15 protein-coding genes, 1 pseudogene and 1 riboswitch are annotated in these 16,045 nt (G+C 73.0%); of the genes and pseudogenes, 7 read left to right on the top strand and 9 right to left on the bottom strand.

The window, feature by feature from the left end:
- Window positions 1-36 precede the first annotated feature (36 nt).
- From AB0I73_RS16660 to AB0I73_RS16685, 6 genes and pseudogenes are all read right to left on the bottom strand, one after another.
- On the bottom strand, window positions 37-1,386 hold the full coding sequence (locus AB0I73_RS16660; protein ID WP_363037935.1) for a serine hydrolase domain-containing protein: 1,350 nt from the start codon (window positions 1,384-1,386) through the stop codon (window positions 37-39).
- A 92-nt stretch (window positions 1,387-1,478) separates the two neighbouring features.
- Window positions 1,479-2,687: a cytochrome P450 gene (locus AB0I73_RS16665; protein WP_363037937.1), complete on the bottom strand. Its 1,209-nt coding sequence runs from the start codon at window positions 2,685-2,687 to the stop codon at window positions 1,479-1,481.
- An 885-nt stretch (window positions 2,688-3,572) separates the two neighbouring features.
- Window positions 3,573-4,325 (bottom strand): alpha/beta fold hydrolase, encoded by a 753-nt coding sequence (locus AB0I73_RS16670; RefSeq protein WP_363037939.1) that lies wholly within the window; start codon window positions 4,323-4,325, stop codon window positions 3,573-3,575.
- Between the two features lie 265 nt (window positions 4,326-4,590).
- Window positions 4,591-4,778, bottom strand: a pseudogene (locus tag AB0I73_RS16675) ((2Fe-2S) ferredoxin domain-containing protein); the annotation flags it as partial.
- 136 nt (window positions 4,779-4,914) lie between these two features.
- Window positions 4,915-5,037: riboswitch (cobalamin riboswitch) on the bottom strand.
- A gap of 131 nt (window positions 5,038-5,168) precedes the next feature.
- Window positions 5,169-6,155 carry a ferric reductase-like transmembrane domain-containing protein gene (locus AB0I73_RS16680; protein WP_363037941.1) on the bottom strand — a complete coding sequence of 329 codons (987 nt, stop codon included), beginning with the start codon at window positions 6,153-6,155 and terminating at the stop codon, window positions 5,169-5,171.
- Window positions 6,156-6,524: 369 nt separating this feature from the next.
- Complete coding sequence (locus AB0I73_RS16685) at window positions 6,525-6,992, bottom strand: SAM-dependent methyltransferase (protein WP_363037943.1); 468 nt, start codon at window positions 6,990-6,992, stop codon at window positions 6,525-6,527.
- Between the two features lie 184 nt (window positions 6,993-7,176).
- Between AB0I73_RS16685 and AB0I73_RS16690 the strand changes: the two genes are divergently transcribed.
- Window positions 7,177-7,332, top strand: a complete 156-nt coding sequence (locus AB0I73_RS16690; RefSeq protein WP_363037945.1) for a hypothetical protein — start codon at window positions 7,177-7,179, stop codon at window positions 7,330-7,332.
- 124 nt (window positions 7,333-7,456) lie between these two features.
- Here the strand turns inward: AB0I73_RS16690 and AB0I73_RS16695 are convergent, their stop codons facing one another.
- A complete protein-coding gene (locus tag AB0I73_RS16695) occupies window positions 7,457-9,019 on the bottom strand; it encodes a N,N-dimethylformamidase beta subunit family domain-containing protein (RefSeq protein ID WP_363037947.1) in 1,563 nt (520 codons plus the stop codon).
- Window positions 9,020-9,296: 277 nt separating this feature from the next.
- Here AB0I73_RS16695 and AB0I73_RS16700 point away from each other — a divergent pair, with 277 nt between their 5' ends.
- The 3 genes from AB0I73_RS16700 to AB0I73_RS16710 all read left to right on the top strand — a co-directional run bounded on the left by AB0I73_RS16700 (window position 9,297) and on the right by AB0I73_RS16710 (window position 10,257).
- Window positions 9,297-9,548, top strand: a complete 252-nt coding sequence (locus tag AB0I73_RS16700) for a DUF6186 family protein (protein WP_363037949.1) — start codon at window positions 9,297-9,299, stop codon at window positions 9,546-9,548.
- 51 nt (window positions 9,549-9,599) lie between these two features.
- Entirely contained in the window at window positions 9,600-9,965 is a 366-nt protein-coding gene (locus AB0I73_RS16705) for a DUF6256 family protein (protein ID WP_363037951.1), read from the top strand.
- A 136-nt stretch (window positions 9,966-10,101) separates the two neighbouring features.
- The gene (locus tag AB0I73_RS16710) at window positions 10,102-10,257 is read left to right on the top strand and encodes a hypothetical protein (protein ID WP_363037953.1); all 156 of its coding nucleotides are present in this window, start codon (window positions 10,102-10,104) and stop codon (window positions 10,255-10,257) included.
- Between the two features lie 155 nt (window positions 10,258-10,412).
- Here the strand turns inward: AB0I73_RS16710 and AB0I73_RS16715 are convergent, their stop codons facing one another.
- Entirely contained in the window at window positions 10,413-11,363 is a 951-nt protein-coding gene (locus tag AB0I73_RS16715) for a Rieske (2Fe-2S) protein (protein WP_363037955.1), read from the bottom strand.
- A gap of 278 nt (window positions 11,364-11,641) precedes the next feature.
- Between AB0I73_RS16715 and AB0I73_RS16720 the strand changes: the two genes are divergently transcribed.
- The 3 genes from AB0I73_RS16720 to AB0I73_RS16730 all read left to right on the top strand — a co-directional run bounded on the left by AB0I73_RS16720 (window position 11,642) and on the right by AB0I73_RS16730 (window position 14,894).
- Complete coding sequence (locus tag AB0I73_RS16720) at window positions 11,642-12,379, top strand: nitroreductase family protein (protein ID WP_363037957.1); 738 nt, start codon at window positions 11,642-11,644, stop codon at window positions 12,377-12,379.
- Between the two features lie 348 nt (window positions 12,380-12,727).
- The gene (locus AB0I73_RS16725; RefSeq protein WP_363037959.1) at window positions 12,728-14,140 is read left to right on the top strand and encodes a sigma-70 family RNA polymerase sigma factor; all 1,413 of its coding nucleotides are present in this window, start codon (window positions 12,728-12,730) and stop codon (window positions 14,138-14,140) included.
- Entirely contained in the window at window positions 14,064-14,894 is an 831-nt protein-coding gene (locus tag AB0I73_RS16730) for a ribonuclease BN (protein ID WP_363037961.1), read from the top strand. The genes AB0I73_RS16725 and AB0I73_RS16730 overlap by 77 nt, the downstream gene beginning before the upstream one ends.
- A gap of 85 nt (window positions 14,895-14,979) precedes the next feature.
- Here AB0I73_RS16730 and AB0I73_RS16735 read toward each other — a convergent pair whose 3' ends face one another.
- Complete coding sequence (locus AB0I73_RS16735) at window positions 14,980-16,044, bottom strand: galactosyldiacylglycerol synthase (RefSeq protein WP_363038005.1); 1,065 nt, start codon at window positions 16,042-16,044, stop codon at window positions 14,980-14,982.
- Between the last annotated feature and the right edge of the window lies 1 nt (window position 16,045).

Genomic DNA, 16,045 nt, shown 5'->3' on the forward strand with positions numbered 1-16,045 from the left:
ATCCGGGCGTACGGGGCGGGTGCGTGACGCGGGCTGTCAGACGGTGCCGGTGCGGCGCGCGGTGCGCCCGGATATCTGCAGGCGGTCGATGGTCCCGGTGGCGGGGTCGCGGTGGAAGCGGCCGCCGGGTTCGTGCCGGCCGGTTGCCGGGTCGACCAGATCGCAGGACAGGTCCGGGTAACACACCAGCGGTATGGGGCAGTCGCCGTCGACGGACAGGGTCGGCGTGCCGGCCCCGTCGAGCTTGACCGCGTACTCGGCGCCCCCGTTGCGGTAGGTGCCGGCGCACTCCGGCAGCGGTACGGCGCGGCCGCGGCGGGCGGTGACCGGGGAGGTCGGCACGCGTATGCCGGTGAGCCGGGTGAGGTCGGCGGCGAGGTCCCGCCACAGGGCGGTGGCGCCGCCGGCATTGCCGGTGAAGGCGACGACGACACCGCTGTCCGGCTCGGCCCGCAGATGGCAGGAGGTGCCCTGGGCGTTGCCGTCGTGGCCGCACCACACGCGGCCGTCCTGCTGGAAGAGGGCGAGGCCCAGGCCCCAGGAGTCCGCCAGGGCACCGGGGTCGGCGGCCGGTTCGGAGCGGCGCATCCGGGCGGCGGCGGACGCGGGCAGGACGGTGGACCGGCCGGTGACGGCCCTTCCCAGGGTCACCAGGTCCTCGGCGCTCGCCAGCAGGGCTCCGGCCGGAGCCTCCACCGGGGCGAGGTTCTGGTGGGCCGGGCGCACCAGGCCCGTGGCCGTGTTGAGGGCGTGGCCGGTGGCGACCGGCCGCGCGGGGGTGGCGTCGCCGAGGAGGGCGGGGACGATGCCGAGGGGTTCGAGGAGGAGCGCTCGCAGCGCTTCCTGCCAGGTCATGCCCGTCACTTCGGACATGATCCGGCCGACGGCGACGTAGCCGGCGTTGGAGTAGGAGAAGCCGGTTCCCGGCGGGAACAGGGCGCTCTGCGCGGTGCAGACCGCCGAGAGGTAGCGCGTGGTGGTGGTGCCCGCGGCGCTGTCGGAGTCGGGCCCGGTGGGCAGGCCGGCGGTGTGGCTGAGCAGGTGACGCACGGTCACCTCAGGCAATAACCTGAATTCGGGCAGCAGTTCGGCGGCGGGCTCGTCGAGGTCGAGGTCTCCGTCGTCGGCGAGGAGCAGCACGGCGGCGGCCGTGCCGAGCTTGGTGACGGAGCCCAGGGGTACGGCCGTGTCGGCGGTGAACGGGGTTCCCGTCAGGGCGTCGGCCGTTCCGGTGTGCACGCTGAGGGTGTGCGTGCCGGTGTGGACGGCCAGTTGGGCGCCGGGCACGCGGTGGACGCGCGCGAGGGAGTCGAGGCGGCTCTGTAACTCCTGGCGCAGCGGGGACAGCGGTCGGTCGGCGGCCGGAGCGGCGGCGGTGTACAGCATGAGCAGGGGACTCCTGGGGAGAGCGGGTGCGGGGAGAGAACACGGCCGGGCCCGCGGGTGAGCGGTGCGGAACCTGGGCGTGTCGACGCGCGTCACGGTCTGGTGACGGCGATCGGCAGGTGGCGTACGCCGACGATGACTGCCGGGTTCTGGTACGTGACGTCGTCGTAGGAGGGGACCGTGAGGGTGGGGAAACGGTCCATCAGCATGTGCAGCGCGATCCGTGCCTCCAGCCGGGCCAGCGGTGCGCCGAAGCAGAAGTGGATGCCGTGGCCGAAGGTCAGATGGGGATTCGGACTGCGGGCCACGTCGAAGACGTCCGGAGCGGTGAAGCGGGAGGGGTCACGGTTGGCGGCACCCAGGTGCGCCATCAGCAGGGTGTCGGCCGGGATCTCGTGGCCGCCGAGCACCACCGGCCGGGTGGTGCGCCTTCCCAGTTCGGGGAAGGGCGGCAGCCAGCGCAGTACCTCCTCGACGGCGTCCGGCAGCCGACCGGGGTCCTCGCGCAGCGCGGCAAGGGTTCCGGGATGCCGGTCGAAGGTGACCACGGCGTTGCCGAGCAACGCGGTGGTGGTGACGTGCCCGGCGACCAGCAGCAGGGCGACGAATCCGACGATCTCCTCGTCCGCCAGGCGCACTCCGTCCACCTCGGCGGTGAGGAGTCTGCTGGTGAGGTCGTCCCCGGGGTGGGCGCGGCGGCGCCGGATGTGGTCCAGCACGTAGCCGTTCATCTCGCGCACGGTCGGGGCGATGGCCTCCAACGCCCGTTCCAGGTCGGCCATGTCGAGACTGTCGCCGAGCTGGTCGCCGCCGAAGAGGGTGCCGGCCCACTCCTGGAACAGTCCGTGGTCGCCGGCGGGGATGCCGAGGAGTTCGGCGATCACGACGATCGGCAGGGGGTGGGCGAGGGTGTCGACCAGGTCGAACCGGTCCCGGTCCGCGACACCGTCGAGCAGGCTCGCGCACACGGCCTCGATGCGCGGTTCGAGCCCGTGGACCACTCTGGGGGTGAAGGCCTGGCTCACCAAGGTGCGGAGTTTGCGGTGTTCCGGCGGGTCCATGCCGACGAAGTTGCCCTGCCGGAAGGTCTCGAAGTCCTGCTGGGTGGGGGTGATCGGTGTGAGGTCGGACGAGTACGTCGCCGGGTCGGCGAGGACGGCGGAGACCCCCTGGTGGTCCACGACGCGCCACTGCTTCTGCCCTTCGTCGTAGGTCACGGGGCCCGCCTCGCGCAAGGACCGCCACCGGTCGGCCAACGCGTCCAGGGGCGATTCGGTCCCGGACAGTTGTGTGCTGGTCACCGTTCCTCCTTGGGTGAGGGCGTGCGGGCCCGGCGGTGGGTCACCGACGGCACTGTGGGGCCGCCGGGCAGGGCGGGAAGCCGTGGCCGTCATGGGCGTGGTCAACGGGTATGGCACCGGTCGGCGGTCCTCGCTCCGCGCCAGGCGGCCGACTCGTGGTCAGGCTGGGCCGGCCGCCGCTCGGGGCCGCCCGCCCGTCCGCCCCGCACGGAATGCGGGTGGCTTCCCGGGGCGTCAGCAGACCTCGGGACAGGTTCCGTACGACGGGGCGGCTCCGAGCGGTCTGGACGTCCGCCGTGCGGCCGACAGGTCCGCACGCCCGCAGCCTGGTGACACGTGCGCCAGGCACCCAACAGACATCACCGCATCCCCCCGACTTTCCTGCGCAGCGGCCCCGCGCAGAACTCTCCTGTTCCACGATTCAGTGCTTTTTTTCGTGCCAGAACACGCTTCGACCCGATACCTCCGGGCCGAATGCGCTCACAGTTTTCACGTTGGGTCACACAATGGCAACCCCCCGAAACCGGAGGGGAGATGCCCAGTCAGCGGCCCGCCGCGAGGGGCGTGTACCCGTCGACTCGCACTCAAACCCCTTGCACCAACGGGGAATTCACTTCTCTCGTGACAACCGGGCCATGACCGCCGCCACCTGCACCATCCGCCACTGAGGCATGGTCACCCACCCCGTGGGTTTCGGCCAGATTCGGCAGCGGCATGTCTGAACGCCGCCCGTGCCGAACCCCTTGACGGACACCCGGCACACGGGCGAACGACCCGGCGCGTGAAGGAAGCCACCGGCGCTCACGACCCCGTGCGTGCGCGGGCGTACACCAACCCGCTCGCTGCAGTACCGCAAGCCCCCGCGAGCCGCGAACATGCCGTCCGTCATCGCCCGTCGGCGTCGGCGCACTCGGCGACGAGCCGCACGACGGTGTCCGGATGGTCCGCCAGGAAGAAGTGCTCCCCGGGGAGCGTTTTCAGCCGGAAACCGGCCGTGGTGTGACTCTTCCAGGCCGCGGCCTCCTCCGGCGCGACCTGCGGGTCCCGGTCCCCGGTCAGGCAGAGGACGGGCGTGTCCACCACGGCGTCGGGGACCGGCCGGTACCGGGTCACCGCCCGGTAGTCATTGCGTATGACGGGCAGGAACAGGTCCATGAGATCCGGGCTGCGGACGATCTCCGGGTCGGTGCCGCCGAGACCGGCAAGGTGGTCGAGGATCTCCTGGTCGGAGTCGAAAGCCGGGATCTCGCGCGGTGCCGACGGGGCGGTCCGGCCGGAAACGACGAGACGGCAGTGTGCCGTCAACCGGTCGCGCCCGAGCCGGAGTACCGACTCGAAGGCAACGGACGCCCCCATGCTGTGGCCGACGAGCACGAGCGGCACGGGCTCCGCCGCCCATCGCCGCAGGGACGGCAGCAGCCGGTCGGCGAGTCCTTCGACGGTCGCCACGAACGGCTCGTCGAAGCGCTCCTGCCGCCCCGGGTACTGAACGGCCGCGACATCGTACCCCTCGGGGAACCGCCGTGCGAACGGCGCGTAGAACGAGGCGGCGCCACCGGCGTGCGGAAAGAAGAGCACGCGCGCGTGAGGTGGCACGGCACCGCGCAGTGGTCTGATCCAGGGGTCCTTGCCCTCCATCGGAGCTTCCCGCCCTTCTTCTCTTCCCTGCGGCCGGAGTCGCCCGCCCGGCAGGCCCGGTGTGACCATCGCCGACCGTACGGTGCCCGCGCGCCGACCGTCGAGGGGCACCTCGCGGGGCGCGACCGCCAGGTGCCCGGTGCCGGGGGCGGCAGAGATCGGTCGACCCACGGGAGGCAACCACCAAGATCCACCTGGCGGCCGATGCCCGTTGCCGGCCCCCGTGTTCGCCCTCACCGTCGGACAGGTCGGCCGACCCCGGTCAGACCGGCCGGGCACCGACGGCACGGCCCTCGGCGGGGGGGGCTGGACGACAATGACGTCGGCCCGGTCGCAGACGTCGAGCATGTGGAGACACGTACCGGCGCCACCGTGCGCAGGCGTCGGGTCCGGGCCGTGTGATCGACACCGGTCGCCTCGGGTCTGCCGCAACAGCAGTCCCGGCACGACGATGCGGCACGGAACCGGTCCGGCCGCGGTTGCGCCCGCCGGCTCCTCGGTCGTCGCCCCGGTCGGCGCTGCGGGCACGCCACGCCCTTCGTGTCTCCGGTGAGATCCGCCCCGGTGGTTCGTCGAGGGGCGACCGCGTGAGTTCCCTGGCTCTCGGGTCGAGGCTCGCCCCGGCCTTCCCACCCGCCCCGGGCAGTGGCCTGTCGGGATCCGCTCACCGGTCCCAGTGGCGGGACCGCGCCGGATTCACACCGGCTTCCTCGCTCCGCCGTCGCCCTGTCGCCGGCCAGCCCTCCACTCGGGTGGCGCCCGCACCACGATGGCCTCTGCCCGCCCCGGGGTACGGCCCGGCCGAAGGGCCGGGCACCTCGCCCACCGGCTCGGGCCGAGCGGTCATTCCGTTTCGGGGGCGTGCGGGCTGCTCACGGGCGGCTCGGTCAGGCGGTCCCGGCCGCCGTCGTGGCCGGACGCCACCACCGCGAGGAGACCGATCACGACGGCCGCGGCGGCGACCCGACCCGCGGCCCGCAGGCCCCAGCCCGGCAGGGACCCTCCCTGGCACCGGCCCGGCGCACCCAGCCGCTCCGCCCGCCGGGCCGGCCGCAGCAACCGGAGCAACAGCATGACGGCGACCGGCAGTTGCAGCAGCCACAACACGGTGCGCGGCCACTCGCCGTACCAGACGTTGGTGCCGTACAGCAGGGTGTGCCACACGCTCAGCACGTACACGACGATCACGAAGCGGTGCAGTCGGCGCCAGGCGTTCGCACCGATGCGGTGCCGGACGTAGAACAGCAGCCCCAGGGGGATCGCCAGGTACAGGGCGCCCTGCCCGAGGGGGATGGCGATGCGGCCGGTCCCGGAGTCGTACCAGCCGGGCACGAAGGCGTCCGCGAAGCCGACCCACAACCGCTCGGCCCACCCCACCTGATCTTCGTAGCGCACGAGTTCGGCCGAGAACATCAGCGCGTGCGCGAACATCAGCGCCATCGTGGTCAGACTGGTGGTGCGGTGCCAGCGTTCCAGGACCTGCCGGGAGACGGGCAGCCGGGCCGGGCGCGGCCCCGACAACAGCAGCCCGAGCATGACCGTGCCCCACGCCCACAGCAGCCCCGACCAGCCGAACGCCTGGCTGAGCAGGTACATCCAGTACGTACGCGGGTCGTCCATGAACGGCATGACCGCGACCGTCGCCGACTCGCCCGACTCCATGCGCGCCCAGAAGAACACGAACACAGCCGCCGTGAGGACGACCGCCGCACTCGCGTCGACCAGTGCGGCCCGCAGATCGGCCCGCAGGGTGACGCGGGCCGCGGGGGGCCGGTCAGGGGTGGGCGGCGCGGTCGTCCCGTCGTCCTCGGGCGTCGTCTCTGGCAGCATCCTCGGGCTCCCCGGCGCGGGCCACCGTTGAACGGTGTGCAGGTGTCGTGGAGGAACAAGTGTGGCCGGTGTGAAGGAGATTCACCGAGACGACATCCGGCCAGAGACGCTGGACGAGGCCGAGGAGTTCGGCGCCCATCTGCTGCGTCGCGCCATCGTGAGCGGGCGGCTGCACACGTTCACCACCCGCTCCTGGACACGGCCGCCGGGGGACGGCGAGACGTACACGGTGATCCGCATGCGCCTGGGAGCCGCGCGCCCGGCGGACGGCGGACGAACGGAGAACGCGGGGCCGGAAAGCAGCTGGAGACCGGCTGCCGCGGCAGTCTCCTCACCGGGGATTCCAGGGGTTTCACCCCCAGACTCCGCTTACGGCTGGAAGTACTCCGACATCAGGCGGCTGACCCATTCCGGCTGCTCGATGTCCACCGGGCGGAACTCCGCCATGGCCGGCTTCAGGTCGATGACCGGGGTGCCCGAGACCGCGTCGAGGCCCACCACCGTCAGTTCGCGGCCGCGGACGGATTCGACGGCGCAGCACGTCGACCCGATGCGGTTCGGTCTGCGGGGGCCGCGGCCGGCGAAGACGCCGACGGGCGGGAGGTCGGAGCGGCCGCGGTAGGGGCGGGGTTCGCGGTGGTCGTCGAGTTCCGGGAACCGGTCGAAGACGAAGAGGACTTCCACGTGGGAGAAGCCCTCCAGACCCTGGAGGCAGGCCTCGCCGAAGCGCTCGTCGATGGTGATCGTGCTGCGGACGGCACCCCAGTTGTCCGTGTGCTGGACGTCCGTCCGGTTGTTTCGGACCGTACCTATCGGTGTGATCTCGAAGCTCGGCATGGGTGGAGGCTACCCCCGCCGCGCCCACGCCGGCGTCTCCTCGGGGGCGGAGGCCCGGCGGATCGACCGTCGGCCGCGGCCGGGCCGACCCGGCCACCGACCGGACCGACTCCGTCCCGGACCGACTCCGTCCCGGTCCGGCCCGGCCCGGTCCGTCGAGGCGCCCGCCCCCGAGGAGCCGCCGGTGGTGGGCACCCGGCGGGGCAGCCACCTCCGCAACCAGGGCAGGACACGGCTCGGGCTGGACATCACCTCGTCCGACGGCGGTGTACCGGAAGCGGTGTTCGGGTTCTCCGCGCATCCCGACAACCCCGATGCCCCCACGAATTCTTCGCCATGATCGGCTCGTACGAGGAAGGCCGAACGGTCCTGCGCGGGGACCCGCCGGATCGAACGGGCCGGCAAGGGCCTCGGCGTGACCGGGGCCGGCTTCGGGTCGGCCGGTCGGCGCGGGCGCGTCCGTCTCAGGTCGAGCCGTAGACCTCGCGCACGTTGTCGCGGGGTGCCGGCCGGGTCTTGGCGGCCGGTCCCTCCGCGAAGGCCCGGAGCAGGTTCTCGGTGGCGCGGGTCACGAAGGCCCCGGTGCGCGCGTCCATGCCGTGGTTGCGGCCGTTCTCCCCCGTCCCGGCCATGAGGCCCTCGACCCACCGCATCGTCCCGGACGCGAAGACGCCGGCCCCGCTCGGCACCGTGTAGTACGCCGAATCGGAGTGGCTTCTCCTGCCGTTGCAGACCAGGGGGGAGTGGGCGATGATCTCGATCGGCGCGTCCGGAAGCGACCCCGGGGTGACACGGTCGTACTCGACGCCGACGAGATGGGCGAAGGAGTCGCCCCGCTTCACTCCGGTGCCCGCGAAGAGCCAGTGCCCGGCGTTGCGGACGACATAGGGGGCGTTCACGGGATAGCCCTCGTAGAGGACCCCCGTCAAGGACGATTCCGGGTCGGGGTCGGGTGCCTGGCGGAAGTCGGTGGTCACCAGGGCGCCGTGGCGGGGATACAGGGGATCGTGGCGGTAGTCGGTCTTGTAGCAGACCACGGTGCGGTCCCCGTCCTCGAGCCTGATCCGGCGGAAGCAGGTGTTGGCGCCGAGGAAAGCCAGGTTGGTTCCGGCGTCGCGGGCCCGGGTCATGGACTGCCGCTGTCGGGGTGTCCAGTATTCGTCGTGGCCGAGCACGACCGCGGACACGGCACCCCGCAGCACCGCCGGGTCGCGGTGGATGTCGACGCCGGTGGTGTACGCCAGCGGTATGCCCAGCCGCTCCGCGAGGACGACCACGGCCCGCTCGTACACCAGGAACTTCTCGGCTCCGTCGCTGTCGTAGGGCCGGGCGAAGGAGACGGCCAGGGAACGCGTCCCGTACGATCCGTCGTCGCCCTCGTAAAGGCTGTGGCCGCCCCACAGGTTGTACGCCTGCCAGGTCGCCGGCGCATGGATCAGCAGGGTCCTCCCCCTGGCGGTCGCCGAGCGGACGATCAGGGGGACGTACCGCTGGTGGCCGCTCGAAGCGTCGAGACGGAGCAGGTAGGCGCCCTCCGGCCAGCCGTCGGTGTGGATGAGGACCGTACGCTTCCAGCCCGCCCGTACCGTGCGCGTCCTCGGAGCCGGCTCCGGCTCTCTCTGGACGTGCCCGGCCACCCTGTCGGAGCGCCAGACCAGGCGGGCCTGCGCGCCTCTGTACCAGCCCATCCGGTACGCCGAGACACGGAACTCCGGCGCAGTGGTGGACACGTACAGCCCGAAGTCCTCCCCCGGCAGGACGCTCACCTTGTCGGTGTAGCCGAGAACGGCCTCGGGCGGACCCTTTGAACGGATGCGCCAGCCGGAGTCGCCCGGACGGGAAGCCTCGGACGGGTCGGCCGGTGCGTCCGGGTCGCCGCCGGACGCCGTGTCGCAGCCGGTCAGCGCCGTGCCCGCGGTCCAGACGCCGGCCGCCGCGGTCACCCCGAGGAACCGCCTGCGGTCCAGGCCTGTCCCGTCCCCGCCGCTTCCGGAGCGTTCCCGCTCCGCGTCCGTCGGACCATCCATCGGAACCGTCCCATGTGCCGGAGGTCTCGCGTGCTCTCGCCGCAATGGTGAGTGGGCATCACGTCTCCCGCCACCGGGGAGAGGCCGATGCGCGGCCGGTGGCGACGAAGGCGGTGTGAACGGAATCGCGCGGTGGGCGGCGCAGGAATCCTGGGCGAGGAGACGGGCGCGGGCCCCCTGATCACGGCATCGCCCGACCCGCCGTGCGCTGCTGGAACCGATACGGACCCTGTCGAGGCGGAACCATGGGGAACGGCCGCCAGACAGGCGTGCATGGATGTGGGAGGTCATGGTGGCGGAGCATCCGGTGATCGGTTATCTGGTCTGGGCGGTTCTGTTCGGCGCCCTGTTCGCCTGGGAGGGCGTCGGCCTGCTGCGGGCCGGCGACGCGTTCCCCACCCTCAGTGACACACTGCGCGCGGTCATGCGCTATCCAATGGGGCGGTGGGCCCTGTTCGCGCTGTGGCTGTGGTTCGGCTGGCATGCTTTCGTCCGCGGGTGGCACTTCCTGCTCCGGGACGGACACTGAGGGGTGTGAAGATCAGTCCCGCACCGGAAGGAGGGACCTTCCCTGATCCCCGTGCATCTGAACGTCGCCCTCATGCTGGCCGGCTATCTGCTGGTCATGGGGTACCTGGCCCTCGGCCTGCGGGTCCTGCGCCGGGACACGGTACGGCCCGTGCCCACCGACAAGCGGGGCTGGCCCGTTCTGATCCGCAAGGTGGCCGGCACCGCTGTCGGCGGCTACGCGCTGCTGATGGGCGTGGTGGTCGGCTACTACCAAGGCGTGGCGCGGGTGGGCGGCCTTTTCCTGGCGAGCGCGTTCACCGGCTGCGCGCTGCTGATCGGGGTGACCCTGCCGGCCTTCCTCACCGCCTCCTGGCTGGCCGAGCGGTGGCACGCGCGGTCTTCCGGGCGCGTCGACCGCCGGGGCGCCAAGGGGTGAGGCGGACGTTGCCCGGCTTCCAGGCCGGGGACAGGTGCTCATCGAGCCGGACAAGGCGGTGTTTGCCGGAAGCGAAGGGAGAACGCCTTCGCCGGCACCGCCTGCGCCCCCGTCCACTGCCGCAGACCAGGTGGGGGTGCCGCGGTGGGCAACTGGCGGCGCCGCACGGCTCCTTCCCCAGCGCTTCGGCGGCACGGACGTCGGCCCTCCGTCGTCCCCGGCCGAGGTCGAGCAACGGCTGCGGGAGAACGGCAGACTCGGCACCGTCGGCGGACCGGCCGTGCAGCGCTGACGGTCGGGACAGTCCCTCGGGGCGGGCCGGCTACGGCACGCCGAGATCCAGGTCGTCCCGCCACGGCCGCGAGACAGCCGTCCAGGGGGCTTCCTGCCCCGGACAGCCACGTTGTGCGCCGCGAAAGCCCGTCGATCCGTCAGGCGAAGCGGCTGTCAGCCGGCGTACCCACTGGCGCGGGCCACTCCGCTCCCGCTCCACTCGCCGTCCGCTTCCCGGTCGGCTCGGCGCAGGCGCACCTCGACCTGCCCGTCGAGGACCCGGGTGTCGAAGGCGGGCTGCGGCGCGGTGGCCGGGCCGCGGACGTTCCAGCCGTCCGCGAGCCGGAAGACACTGCCGTGCCACGGGCACCGGACACATCCGTCGGCGACCGTGCCCTCGGACAGCGGACCGGCCAGATGGCTGCACCGCTCGGCCAGCGCGTGGATCGCCCCGCCGGACTCCCGGACCACCAGCACCGGCACGTCGTCCACGACGCGCCGCACGGGCCGCCCGGCCGGGAACTCGGCCACGGCCCCGATCCGGTGCCAGCCCTCCCGGACGACGTGCGCCACCTCTTCCGCGTGGTTGGCCCCGGACGCCTGCCGGTAGGCCAGGTGGCCGCCCAGCATGCCGCCGAGCCCCACCGCCGTCAGCCCCAGGACGCCGTACACCCGGCCGGCCCCCGCACGCCCCGCGAGCCGGCAGCCGAGCGAGGCCGCGTACAGGCCCACGGCCGCCCAGTTCGCCGCGGCGTGCACCAGCCCCACCCGCGCCTGCTCGCGGTGCAGCTCCGCCCAGTCGACGGCGCCCGCCAGCGCGGCGGGCCCGGCCGCGGCCAGGCCGACCCCGACCAGCAGCCCCGCCTCGCGGGAGCGGCCGGGCACGGCGTCCAGCACCGCCGCGGACAGCCAGCTCCCGACCGGCACCTGCACCAGCAGCGGATGGAGCGGGTGCCCCAGCCCCCTGCCGTGCAGCACGTCCCGTCCGCGCCCCAGCGGCAGGGAGCGGACCGCCGAGCGAAGAGCGTCGATCGCCGGGTCCGCCCGAGGCGCCCGTTCCAGACGGTCCAGGAGCGACAGCACCCGGTTCTGCTGCATCCGGCGACGACGTGGCTTTGCAGTCATGGGCCCCGAGTCCCCACCTGCGCACATGACAAACGCGGGCGGGTGCCGGTGCCCGAGGCATGAACGACGGCCCGGCGGGGCGGTCGCCTCGGCGGGCCGTCCGTCTCTCAGGGCCGTTGTCGTCCTGGCGGCCGGGATCACCTCCGTCAGCTTTTCGACCGATTCGGTGACGGGGCATCAAAAGCGAGTGGTTATCGGGCAGATGACTCCTCCCGGCGCGACGAAGCAAACGTGACCTGGTGGTCCGGACGGGGCGCGCCGTCCCTACACTCACGACCATGACCTCTGAAGCCACCCTCTCCGGGGCACCGACCGGCGACACCGCCGAACCGACCCTCTTCGCGACCATGTCCACCATGCGGGCCATGCGGCGCCTGCGGCCCGACCCGGTGCCCGACGAGCTCCTGGACCGGCTGATACAGGCGGCCGTCTGGGGCCCCAGCGGCGGCAACATGCAGCGGTACGAGTACGTCGTCGTCACCGACCCCGCGGTCATGGCCGACCTCGCCCCGTTGTGGAAGCGGTGCGTGGACGCCTACCTGGCCACGACCGGCAAGTACGCCCCCGCCGGCATGGACGAGGCCGCGTACGGACGCATGGTCGCCGCCATCGAGTACCAGCGCGACCACTTCGCCGAGACCCCGGCACTGATCATCCCCTGCTACCGGTTCCCGGAGCCGAGGATCGAGGAGGAGGGCATGCGGCGCTACGCCGAGGAGCTCGGCGCCGAGGGGACGGCACGCATGGGGCGGATCCAGGAGCGTTTCGCCGCCCTCGCGGAGGGTTCCTGCGTCTACCCGGGCGTGCAGAACCTGCTGCTCGCCGCGCGGGGCCTGGGCCTGGCCGCCAACATCACCATCTGGCACCTGATGCTGGAGGAGGAGTGGAAGGCCGCCCTCGGCATTCCCGACGACATGAACACCTTCGCAGCCGTCCCGGTGGGGTGGCCGCGCGGCAGGTTCGGTCCGGTGAGCCGCCGTCCGGTCGAAGAGGTCGTGCACCGCAACCGCTGGTAGGCCGCGGACACCGGACCGCCACCGGGCCGGCGGCACAAGGCGCTCCCGCACCGTCCGCTCCGGCACCCGGGGCGGGCGGTCGCCTCACGCGTCGGTTGCCTCGGCACAAAGGGGGGCGTGCCTCAGGCCCGGTCGGGCTGCACATACCGGCCCGGGAGCGCAACCGGTCGGCGCCCGACGTCACTCGCGGGACGGACAGATGTCCCGCACGCGGCGCAGGACGTGTTTCGAAGACCGGCCGAAGGGTGACTCCGAGACTGACGTGGACACCACGGCCCCCTGGTGAAGGTGGCTGTCCACGCCCGAAGACCGTCTCCCAGCAGGCCCGCCCCCTCCCCCCAGAGGCCCATGTCCACCTCAGCCGCCGGCGTGATCCGGACCCGCGACGCCACCGTGCCGGAGCCGTCCCCGGAGCAACTCGACGCGCTGCTGCGCGAGCTCTCGAAGCACCCGCCGGGACTGCGGCGTGCCGCCCTTCGGGACCACGTCATCCGCCTGCTGCTGCCGATGGCCCACCGCGTCACGCGCCGCTTCCGACGCCAGGGGGAGGAATTCGACGATCTCCTCCAGGTCGCGTCCCTGGGACTGATCAAGGCCGTCGACGGCTACGACCCCACCCTGGGCCACGCCTTCCTGTCGTACGCGCTTCCCACGGTCACCGGTGAGCTCCGGCGGCACCTGCGCGACCGCACGACCGCCGTACGGCTGCCCCGGCCCCTCCAGGAGGCGAGCGGCCAGATCTTCCAGGCCGTCGAGGAACTCGAACAGCGGCTCGGCGGCTGCTCGCCCACCTCGGAGCAGATCGCCGAGCACACCGGGCTCGAACGAGGCCGCGTGCTGGCCACACTGCGGGCGGTGCACGAATGCCGTCCGCGCTCCCTCGACGAGCCCACCGGGCACGACCAGGAGGCCTCGCTCGCCTGCCTGGTCGGTGCCGAGGACCCGGCGCTCGGTCGAGTCCTCGACACCGTGTCCCTGGCTTCCCTGGTGAAGCGACTGCCGGAGCGTGACCGCCAGGTCCTCTACCTGCGTTTCTACCGGGAGCGCACCCAGCAGCAGATCGCGGATGCCGTCGGCGTCTCCCAGATGCAGGTGTCGCGCATCCTGAGGCGCTGTTTCGACCGGCTCCGCGAGGCGCTCCTGGCGAGCGAGCCGTGTGCGGGAGACGGCGAGGAGACGCGGGTGCGGGTCACCGGCCGGGCGGACCGGCCGGTGCGCTCGTCGTGCGGTCCCCGTGGCGCGGCAGAGCCGGTACGGCCCACGGGCTCCACCGGTCCGGCACGTCCGGCCCCCTGTCCCGCGGCCTCCGCGCACCCGGCGGCGGGCCCGGCCCCGGGTGTCGCGGTCGGTGCGGGGCGCCGGCTCCCGCCCGGCGGAAGGCGCCCGGTCCAGCGGCGGTCCGGCTGCGCGCCGTGGCCGCGGTCCCGCCGAGGAAGTGACGTCGACGTCTCCTTCGGCTCGCGGCGGCGCAGGTGCGCCGGTGCTGTGCCGCGCACCAGGAGGGCTCGGTCCCCTCCTGCCGCCGCACGTACGAAGAGACAGCACGTTTCCCGCCCTCGGCCGCTGAGGCGGCATCACCACGCTCGCCCGCGGCCCCGCCCACCACGACGGCTTCATCCAGGTTTGCCCCGCATGCCGCCAGGTGACACAGGCGCGTGTACGCGAGCCGACGAAGGAGCGCACCGTGAGGCGTCACCTGCGCACGCTCCGGCACGGATGGGAGTGGCTGGGTGTCCACATCCTGCTGCGGCGCGGCCGTGACCTGGAGCTGATGCACCGCGCCCTGGGGTTCGCCACGCTGGCACTGGTCACGCTGGCGCCCCTGCTCATCGTGGTCGCCGCCGCCGATCCGCTCGGGCGGGGCGGCTTCGCGGCCTGGCTCGCGGACGGCATGGGCCTGTCCGGCCGGTCCGCGCGCCTCCTCGCGGAGATCATCAGCCCGCCGCGCGAGGTGGTCGGCACCACCAGCGTGTGGGGCGGGCTGGCACTCGCCGTGTTCGGTGTCCCGTTCGGTGGGAGCATCCAGAACGGCTACGAGCGGATATGGAGCCTGCCTCCCGGGCCGTGGCACCGGATCTGGCGGCAGGCGACCTGGCTGTGCGTCCTGACCGCGTTCCTCTACCAGGAAGTGCTGACCCGCCACACCCTGCAAGGGCCTGAACGGATCATCCTCTCGCTGGTGACCGGCGTCCTGTTCTTCTGGTGGGGGCAGCGCTTCCTGCTGGGCGGCCAGGTCCGCTGGTGGCACCTGCTGCCGGGTGCGATCGCCACCATGACGGGCCTGATCGGTCTGCGGGGCTTCTCCTACTTCGTCTTCACACCGCTGATCGTCGAGAACGCGATCAGCTACGGCACGGTCGGTGTCGTCCTCATCGTCGAGTCGTGGCTCATCGGCGTGGGATTCGTCATCCTCGGCGGCTCCCTGTTCGGCCGGTGGCTCCTCGACCACCACGGGCACCGGTTCACCGACGACCTGCCCGCGGGGGCCGGGACGGGACCGGCCGGCGACGACTGACGCGTGCGGCACGTCGTACCAGGCCTCGGTGTGCAGGGCGTCGCCGTCCGGGGAGTCGGCGCCTCTTGCCGGCTGTTCCGGCGGATCACACGGGGGACGTGTCGGCGAGTGCGGCCACCCGTGCCAGCACGTCCCCCCGGAAGAGCTCCCGCCCGCGGGCGATCCGGCGGTCCCGGCACGCGCCGTCCGCCGACAACCGCCGCAGGGCGCGCAGCAAGGTGGTGGCGTCCGGAGCGATCTCCGAGACGCCGAGCGCCGCCATCCGTCGCACGCCCTCCCTCCCGTGCCCGGGCAGCGGGCGGTAGCCCACCACGGGCAACCCGGAGGCGAGAGCCTGTACGGCGGTCTGACCGGCGGCGTTGTCGACCAGGACGCGGGCCGCACGCAGCAGGCCGGGCATGTCGGTGACCCAGTCCGGTACGAGCACACCCGGAACCCCGGCCAGGCGGGCTCGCAGGCGTTCGTTCCGGCCGCACAGCACGACGGGGAGGAAACCGGCAGCGGTGAGCAGCCGAGCCGTCCCGTCCAGCGCCGAAGCCGCGCCCCAGGCTCCGGCGGACAGCACGACGGGCGGGCGCCCGGGGGCGTACCGCTCGAAGCGCAGTCGCCATGCCGCGGCCCCGACGGCCGGCGCGAAGAAACCGGGCGCCACGACCGGTCCGGTCGTCTCGACGGGCACCGTGGTGCTCCGGCCCACGTCCCGCGCGGCCTCGTCGGTGAGGCAGAGGTACAGGTCGTTGCCGGGATGGAGCCACTGCCGGTGGACGGCGAAATCGATCGCGAAGACGGCGCTCGGGGGCCGCAGGCGCCCACGGGCCCTCAGGTGACCGGTCAGCTGGGCGGCCAGATGGAAGACCGGGACGACCACGTCGGCGCCCGTCCGCTCCGCGAGATCCGTCAGGCGCCCGCCCGCCAGCCGGGCGAGGGGAAGACCACTGGGACGGCGGCGCGGGCCGGGGCGGAACAGCACGTGGTAAAGGCCCGCGTACGCCCAGGGAAAGTACCGCACCGACGACTGGTAGAAGAGGCGCACCGCGGTGCCCAGGCCGTGCGGAAGCAGCCGCAGGAGGTCCACGACCTGCGCGTCGTGGCCTTGTTCCCGGGCACGGCGGGCGAGTTCGCCGGCCACCGTGTCGTGGCCGGCTCCCATG

It is taken from the genome of Streptomyces sp. NPDC050388 (genome assembly GCF_040655635.1).
Classification (GTDB): Bacteria; Actinomycetota; Actinomycetes; order Streptomycetales; family Streptomycetaceae; genus Streptomyces.